At 63.9% G+C, this 7,309-nt stretch carries 6 protein-coding genes; 2 read left to right on the plus strand and 4 right to left on the minus strand.

Annotated features, from left to right (window positions below; translation table 11 throughout):
• Window positions 1-203: 203 nt before the first annotated feature.
• The 3 genes from AKN84_RS43830 to AKN84_RS43840 all read right to left on the minus strand — a co-directional run bounded on the left by AKN84_RS43830 (window position 204) and on the right by AKN84_RS43840 (window position 4,029).
• A complete protein-coding gene (locus tag AKN84_RS43830) occupies window positions 204-1,355 on the minus strand; it encodes a substrate-binding domain-containing protein (RefSeq protein ID WP_050426531.1) in 1,152 nt (383 codons plus the stop codon).
• A 104-nt stretch (window positions 1,356-1,459) separates the two neighbouring features.
• Complete coding sequence (locus AKN84_RS43835; protein WP_050426532.1) at window positions 1,460-2,452, minus strand: ABC transporter permease; 993 nt, start codon at window positions 2,450-2,452, stop codon at window positions 1,460-1,462.
• The gene (locus AKN84_RS43840; RefSeq protein ID WP_050426533.1) at window positions 2,449-4,029 is read right to left on the minus strand and encodes a sugar ABC transporter ATP-binding protein; all 1,581 of its coding nucleotides are present in this window, start codon (window positions 4,027-4,029) and stop codon (window positions 2,449-2,451) included. Before AKN84_RS43840 ends, AKN84_RS43835 begins: the two co-directional genes overlap by 4 nt.
• A 261-nt stretch (window positions 4,030-4,290) precedes the next feature.
• Between AKN84_RS43840 and AKN84_RS43845 the strand changes: the two genes are divergently transcribed.
• Together AKN84_RS43845 and AKN84_RS47040 are read left to right on the plus strand one after the other, a co-directional pair.
• Window positions 4,291-6,123, plus strand: a complete 1,833-nt coding sequence (locus AKN84_RS43845) for an outer membrane protein assembly factor BamB family protein (protein WP_050426534.1) — start codon at window positions 4,291-4,293, stop codon at window positions 6,121-6,123.
• 105 nt (window positions 6,124-6,228) lie between these two features.
• Window positions 6,229-6,555, plus strand: a complete 327-nt coding sequence (locus tag AKN84_RS47040) for a hypothetical protein (RefSeq protein WP_128971712.1) — start codon at window positions 6,229-6,231, stop codon at window positions 6,553-6,555.
• A gap of 268 nt (window positions 6,556-6,823) precedes the next feature.
• Here AKN84_RS47040 and AKN84_RS43850 read toward each other — a convergent pair whose 3' ends face one another.
• Window positions 6,824-7,165 (minus strand): hypothetical protein, encoded by a 342-nt coding sequence (locus tag AKN84_RS43850; RefSeq protein WP_347337395.1) that lies wholly within the window; start codon window positions 7,163-7,165, stop codon window positions 6,824-6,826.
• Window positions 7,166-7,309: the final 144 nt, after the last annotated feature.

Below are 7,309 nucleotides of genomic sequence, written 5' to 3' on the forward strand. Positions count from 1 at the left end.
GGGTGAGGGGTTGCGGTCCCTCGTTAGAGCTGCGGCCCCTCACCCGATTTGCTCCGCAAATCGACCTCTCCCCAATGGGGAGAGGTGAAGCGAGCGCGTAGCCTTCGCTCGAAAACAATCTGACCCGGGCGGGGGCTGGCTCGCCCGGGTCAGCTTCGTCCACGATGCACGCTGTTGCGACACCGCGCATCGCCGGCCAAAGATCAGTTGCAGGCAGGCTTGGCCTTGTTGCAAGCGTCGGTCAGTTCCGGCGGCGGCTCCTTCTTGAACACCGTCTTGTAGGATTCCAGCACGTTCGACTGCGTCACCGGCAGCGACTGCACGCCGACCCAGGCCGGCGTTTCCTTGCCGAGCAGCGCGTTCATCATGGCCATCGCCTCCGCGACGCCCTGGTCATAGGGACGCTGCGACCCGGTCGCCTTCAGTGGTCCGCCCTTGGCGATCTCGATCGCCGATTGCAGGCCGAGATCGACGGTCGTGACCGGAATGTCGATGCCCTGCGCGCGCATCGAGCTCAGCGTATCGAGCGCCGGCTGATCCCAGACCGCGAACACGCCCTTGACGTCAGGATTGCCGGTGAGGAAATCGCCTGCGATCTGCGACACCTTCGGCGGATCGGTGAAGTCGACCTGCTTCATCTTGATGTCGGGCCGGTTCTTCTGCATCCACTCGCGAACGCCCTTGGTGCGCTCGTTGGTGCTGAAATAGTCGACGCCGAAATTGACGAGACCGATGGTGACGCCCTGCGCCATGCAGGACGCCAGGATCTGCGCCGCGATCTGCCCGTTACCCAGATTGTCCGCCGAAATCATCGAGGCATATTCCTCGGGATGCTTCAGGCCGGTCGGAATGCTGTCCATCAGCACCAGCTTGATGCCGGCCTTGGCGACCTTCTTGTAGGTCGGGGCGGTCGCGGTGAAATCGACCGGGATCGAGATGATGCCGTCCGGATGCTGCTGGATGGTGTTCTCGATGTCGGCGATCTGCTTGTCCACCTGATATTCAGCGGAGGCGACGCCGGTCACCGTCACGCCGTACTTCTTCAGCGTGTCGGTGATGCCCTGGATCTGCAGCTGCGCCCAGTCGAGGTTGACCGTCTGCATCGAGATGCCGACCTTGAAGTGCTTCTCCCTGACCTTGGCGGCGTCGGCGTCCGACAGCGCCAGGACTTCGGGCGAAGCGGCCTTCTCGCCGTGGGGCCCCTGGCCGACGATCGATTTCGGTCCGAGTGTCGCGAGATCGACGCCCTTGACGCAGGTTGCCGGCACTTCGGCGCGGGCCGAGGGGGCGATCGAAATGGCCGTCGCCGCGATCAGCGCGGTCAGCGGCAGGGTTTGTCGCAAGATTGGCTTCATTGTTTCCTCCCGTGTTTGGTCGCCGATTGACCGGAGGCCGGCGACCTTGCCCCTACCCTTGCGACGCAGTGACCTTGCGGCCGTTGCGCTGCGCCTGACTTCGACTAGCGTTTCGTGAAGGCGACCGCCGCCACGATGATTGCTCCCTTGATGACGAGCTGCATCGGCGAGCTGACGCCGAGCAGCACGAGGCCATTGTTGAGCGTGCCGATGATCAGGCTGCCGAACAGCGTTCCCAGGATGTAGCCGCGGCCGCCGAACAGGCTGCAACCACCGAGGATCACGGCAGCGATGACGTCGAGCTCCATCCCCTGCACGACGTCGGGCCGCGCGGCATGCGAGCGCGCCGACAGCACCAGCGCCGCAAGCCCGGCCAGCGCGCCGGTCAGCACGAACGCTGCGGTCGTCACCCATTTGGTGTTGATGCCGGAATAGAGCGCCGCGGTCGGATTGCCGCCGACCGCATAGATGCGACGGCCGAACACGTTGTAGTGCAGCAGCAGAATGCCGACGATCATCGCCGCCAGCGTCCAGGCAATCGGAACGGGAATCCCTAAGAACGTGCCTTCACCGAAGATCGCGAAATAGGTCTCGTTGGTGATGATGACGGGCTTCGTATTGGTCACCATCATTGCGAGGCCGCGCGCCATGCTCAGCGAGCCCAGCGTCACCAGGAAGGACGGAATTGACAGCTGCGTGGTCAGGATGCCGTTGAGCAATCCGACCAGCGCGCCGGTGCCGAGCCCGGCGGCGGCGCCGACGATCCAGCTGTTGCTGATCTGGCTCATCGCCAGCGCCGCAGCCATGCCTGACAAAGCCAATGTCGATGCGACCGAAAGATCAATCTGACGCGCGATGATCACGAAGGTCATGCCGACCGCGATGATCGACACCAGCGTGGTCTGGCGTCCGATATTCAGGAAATTGTCGACCGACAGGAACCAGGGCGAGGACAGGCTGAACACGACCAGCAGCACCACGAAGGCGATGTACAGCATGTAGGGCCGCTCGCCGCGCAGCAGGTTCTGCAGCAGCTTGCGGCGCCGATCGGATCGGGTCGGCGCGGCGGCGACGTTGGGCGCGGTCAGTTCAGTCATGCGGGCTGCTCTTGCAATACGCCTTGTCCGGAAGCCTGGTAGATCTGCAGGAGATGATGCAGCTCTTCGGCATCAACGATCTCCCCGCGCACGAGCGTCCGCGCCACGCGTCCGTCGACGACCACCGAGATGCGGTCGCAGAGCTCGATCAGTTCGACGAGATCGGACGAGACGACCAGCACGCCGCTGCCGTCGCGGGCGGCGTTACGGATCACGCCGTAGATTTCCTCGCGGGCGCCCACATCGACGCCGACCGTCGGCTCATCGAGCAGCAGCACGCGCGGCCGCGGATCATTCCATTTCCCGAACACGACCTTCTGCTGGTTGCCCCCGGACAATGTCCTGACCAGGCTGGAGGCGCCCTGCGCCTTCACCGAAACCCGGGCGACGGCGGTCTCCGCGCGCCTGATGGCAGCGCGCTGCTGCATGAAGCCCCAGCGCGAGAAATGCGGAATCCGCGGCAAGGTGATGTTGCGCTCGATCGAATGATCCAGCACAAGGCCCTGCACGTGCCGATCTTCCGGCACCAGTGCGACGCCCTGGTCGATCGCATCGGCCGGGCTGTTCGGCAGCCAAGGGCGGCCCTCGATCTCGAATGCGCCGCGCTCGACCGGCCGAAGTCCGAAGATCGTCTCGAGAATTTCCGTGCGTCCGCTGCCGATCAGTCCGGCAAGGCCGTGGATCTCCCCCTTCATCACCGACAGGTCGACGGCCGACAGCCGGTCGTTGGAGACATCAGACAGTGACAGCACCGGCGACGGATCGACCGCTCGTGGTGCCGCAGGCGCGGCGCGCGATGCGGCGGGCGCCAAGCGATCGGTGCCGATGATGGCGTTGACCAGCCGCTTCATGTCGGTCTCGGCCGTGACGAAGGTGCCGGCGTTGGCGCCATCGCGCAACACGGTGACCCGCTGCGAGATCTCGAACACCTCGTTGAGCCGATGCGTCACATAGATCACGCCGACGCCGCGGCGCGTCGCCTTGCCGATCGCATCGAACAGGATGCGGACCTCATCCGAGGTCAGCGAGGATGTCGGCTCGTCGAGGATCAGCAGCCGCACCTCGCCCATCAGCGCCTTGGCGATCTCCGTCATCTGGCGATAGGCGAACGGCAGCGAGCCGACCGCAGCTTTGGTATCCAGGGGAATGCCGAGCTCGCCCAGGAACGCTTCGGCTTTGGCCATCAATTCGCGCTTCCTGACAAAGCCGAACCGCGCGCGCGGCTCGCGGCCGAGCAACAGATTGTCGGCGACGCTCAGCGATTCGACGAGGCTGAGGTCCTGGTAGACGACGGCGATCCCGGCCTCGCGCGACCGTGCCGGGCTGTCGAACGTCACTGGCCTGCCGGCGATCTCGATGGTGCCGCTGTCGGCCGCATGCACGCCGCTGAGGATCTTGATCAGCGTGGATTTCCCGGCCCCGTTTTCGCCCAGCAGCGCATGCACCTCGCCGGCACGGACCTCGAGGTTGACGTCGCGCAGCGCCCGCACGCCGCCAAAGCGCTTGTTGATGCCACCGACCATCAAAAGCGATGTCGACGGCCGAGGCTCTGCCGCGATCGAACCGGACAATTCCATTTTCCTCCCGCCGCCCGCGCGAAACGCTGATGCGATGATGACATCTTGTTATTTTTGCAACTTATTGTGTTATAATTCTATCACAACAGGCAGCCTGTCAATGGGAGATCGCGCCCACGGGCGTCGGAATTGAGGGCGGCCCGAGCGAGCCCGGCACCGTCAGATACGCGTCGCCAGCCTCCGCAGGGCACGCCGACATCCATCAGGGTTGTGCTACGCTGCGATCGCTCATCTCATCGAAGCCAACGCCGGTGAACCCAGATGAAACTGAGTGCCGCGATTGCCGTCATCCTGATCGGCTCTTGCCTGCCTGCGACAGCGCAGCAAGCCGGTGCCGCCCTCTACGCGCAACGCTGCGCGCAGTGTCACGACAGTACGGACGCGAATATTCGGGCGCCGAACCGCGCCGCGCTGCAGTCAAGGTCGTTCGATGAGGTTCTGGGCGCGATCACCACGGGCCCGATGACATCCTTCGCGCAGGGACTGAGCAATGACGAGCGGGCGGCCATCGCCTCGCTCGTCACCGGGAAGGCCGCTTCGCATGCGGCGGCTGAGAACCCAGGCCAATGCGCGCAGAGCGAGACCGGCTTTCCCAGGGCGATCGACGGGCCACGGTGGAACGGCTGGGGCGCCGATCTCAACAACAGCCGGTTTCAGCCGGCAGCGATGGCCGGCCTCACGCAGGACCAGATCTCCCGGCTGCGTCTGAAATGGGCCTTCGGGTTTCCCGGCGCATCAATCGCGTTCGCTCAGCCGACCGTCATCGGCGGCCTGCTGTTCGTCGGCGGCACCGACCGCAAGGTCCACGCCCTCGACGCCAAGAGCGGATGCACCCGCTGGGTGTTTCCGACCGAGGCGCCGGTCAGGGCGGCGATCAATTTCGCCGCGATGGATGACGGCCAGCCGGTCGTCTTCTTTGGCGATCTGCTTGCTAACATCTACGCGGTGAATACGACAACCGGCACGCTGATCTGGAAGACCAGGATCGAGGATCATCTGGCCGCCCGGATCACCGGCGCGCCCGTGTTCCATTCCGGCGTCGTCTATGTCGGCGTGTCATCGATCGAGGAAGCGACAGGGTCTCGCCCCACCTACCAATGCTGCACGTTTCGCGGCAGCGTCGTTGCGCTGAAGGCCGAGAGCGGCGCGCAGGTCTGGAAGACCTATACCATTGCTGAAGCGCCGCATCCGACACGGACGAACGCGATCGGGACCCAGCTGTACGGTCCGGCTGGCGCGTCGGTCTGGTCCGCTCCCACGATCGACGTTCAGCGCAAGGCGCTCTATGTCGCGACGTCGAACAGCTATGCCGACCCGGCAACGGACACCAGCGACGCCATCCTCGCATTCGATCTCGCGACCGGCAAAATGCTCTGGCATCAGCAGGCCACGCCGAAGGACAGCTTTGTCGTCGCGTGTTTCGGCACCGACCAGAGCAACTGTCCGCAAGATCGTGGTCCCGATCACGATTTCGGGCAATCGCCGATCCTGGTGAGCCTGCGTGATGGACATCGCGCGCTCGTCATCGGCCAGAAATCCGGCGTGGTGCATGCGCTGGATCCCGACCATGAGGGCAAGATCCTCTGGCAGACGCGGATCGGCCAAGGTGGCCCATTGGGCGGCACCGAATGGGGCTCCGCCGCGGACCAGGACCGAATCTATGTCGCCAACTCGGACGTGCGGTTCCTGAAGGACGGCTCGAGGCGTCTCAATTCAAGCGAAGGCGGCGGCCTGTTCGGCCTCGATCTTGCGACCGGGAAAATCGCGATGCAGGTGGCGCCGGTTGCGTGTGGCGACCGCCCGCAATGCAGTCCTGCCCTCTCCGCGGCGGTCACCGCGATTCCCGGCGTCGTGTTCTCCGGCGGCGTGAGCGGCTTCTTGAGAGCTTACGCAAGCGATGACGCAAAGCTGCTTTGGGAGATCGACACCGCGCACGAGTACACCACGGTAAACGGCGTTCCGGCCCATGGCGGCGCCATGGACGGACCCGGGCCGATCGTCGTGGACGGCATGCTGTACGTCAATTCCGGCTACGCGCAATGGGGCGGCCTGCCCGGCAACGTCCTGCTGGCCTTCGAGGTCGGCAATCCCTGACACAATGTCAGCAACGCGCCGGCACAGCGAGCACTACTCGCCGCGGGGTATTCGTGCTTTGATGTCGGCCAAGATCGGCCGATAGGTCTGAAGGGAGGCCTCGTGGTGTTTGGTGACGTGCTAGGCAACATCACGTCCGGGGCCGTTTCCCTCGCGCTCAACGATCGTCCGATTTCAGGTTCCGAGCGGCGTCGAATCATCGCGGCCAGCTTGAGCTACTCCCCGACACCAGGGACGCGCGGCCCGAAATCGAACGGCATGGCAGCCGCGCGACAAATCGATGCGCATCTCGTTGCGCACAAAAAACACAGAAACTATAAGTGCTTGGAAAGATGGTCGGAGTGGCAGGATTCGAACCTGCGACCCCTGCGTCCCGAACGTAATCAGCGATCGAAAAACTCAACAAAATCAATGAAGCTTGATCCTGATTGACCACCGTTATCGCTGTTTGTTCACGGGGTTTCGGTGGTCAATCGGTGGTTGGCGTCTGATCCCAGAGCCGAATGTTGCTCGTCAAATTGGCTACCAACGCTACCAATGATCAAGCCGTGCTGGATGCGATGCGTAAGCGCCCCGATCGGCTGTGATCGGCTCCCAGCGTCAACGAACGAAGCGTCGCAGCGATTGACATAAGTTAGGCTCGCCGGCGTGCCCCATTGAAGCGGGTCGCATCACCGGCCAGCGCGTTCTCACCCCTCGCTCATCTCTTCCGGTTGACCAGTTTGATCGGTGGCCCGTCGGTCTGCTTGCGAAGAGCATCGGCAGCCGTCTCAGGGGGCTTCTCCTCTGAAAGCTCATGACCTCGGAACGGATCCGCCGCTTCATCGTATCCGCGCCTGCTGCTGAAGAACATGAGTGCCATGAGGCCACAACCAATGACGAGGGAGAAGAAGATGCCAAAGCCCATCGCCACCCAACCGGCGCTGGTCATGTCGGCTGAGCCCGCGGAATTCCAGCCCGCAACCGCAAGTATGACGGCCAGCACAAGCAATCCAATCAGCACCGCCAGGATGGCGAGCTCTCCTCGGCCAATGCGCGGCATGACAACCTCCTTTGCCGCGAGGCGAGCCTGACTGTGACCACCGCTCCAGCTGCACCGCGGCTTCTCGACGCTCAGCGGCAGAGACGTCGAGGCGGGTTATCATCAACCTCGCAAGCCAGTCGAAGCCAAAGGTGACCTCAAGCT

The organism is Bradyrhizobium tropiciagri (assembly GCF_001189845.1).
GTDB lineage: Bacteria > Pseudomonadota > Alphaproteobacteria > Rhizobiales > Xanthobacteraceae > Bradyrhizobium > Bradyrhizobium tropiciagri.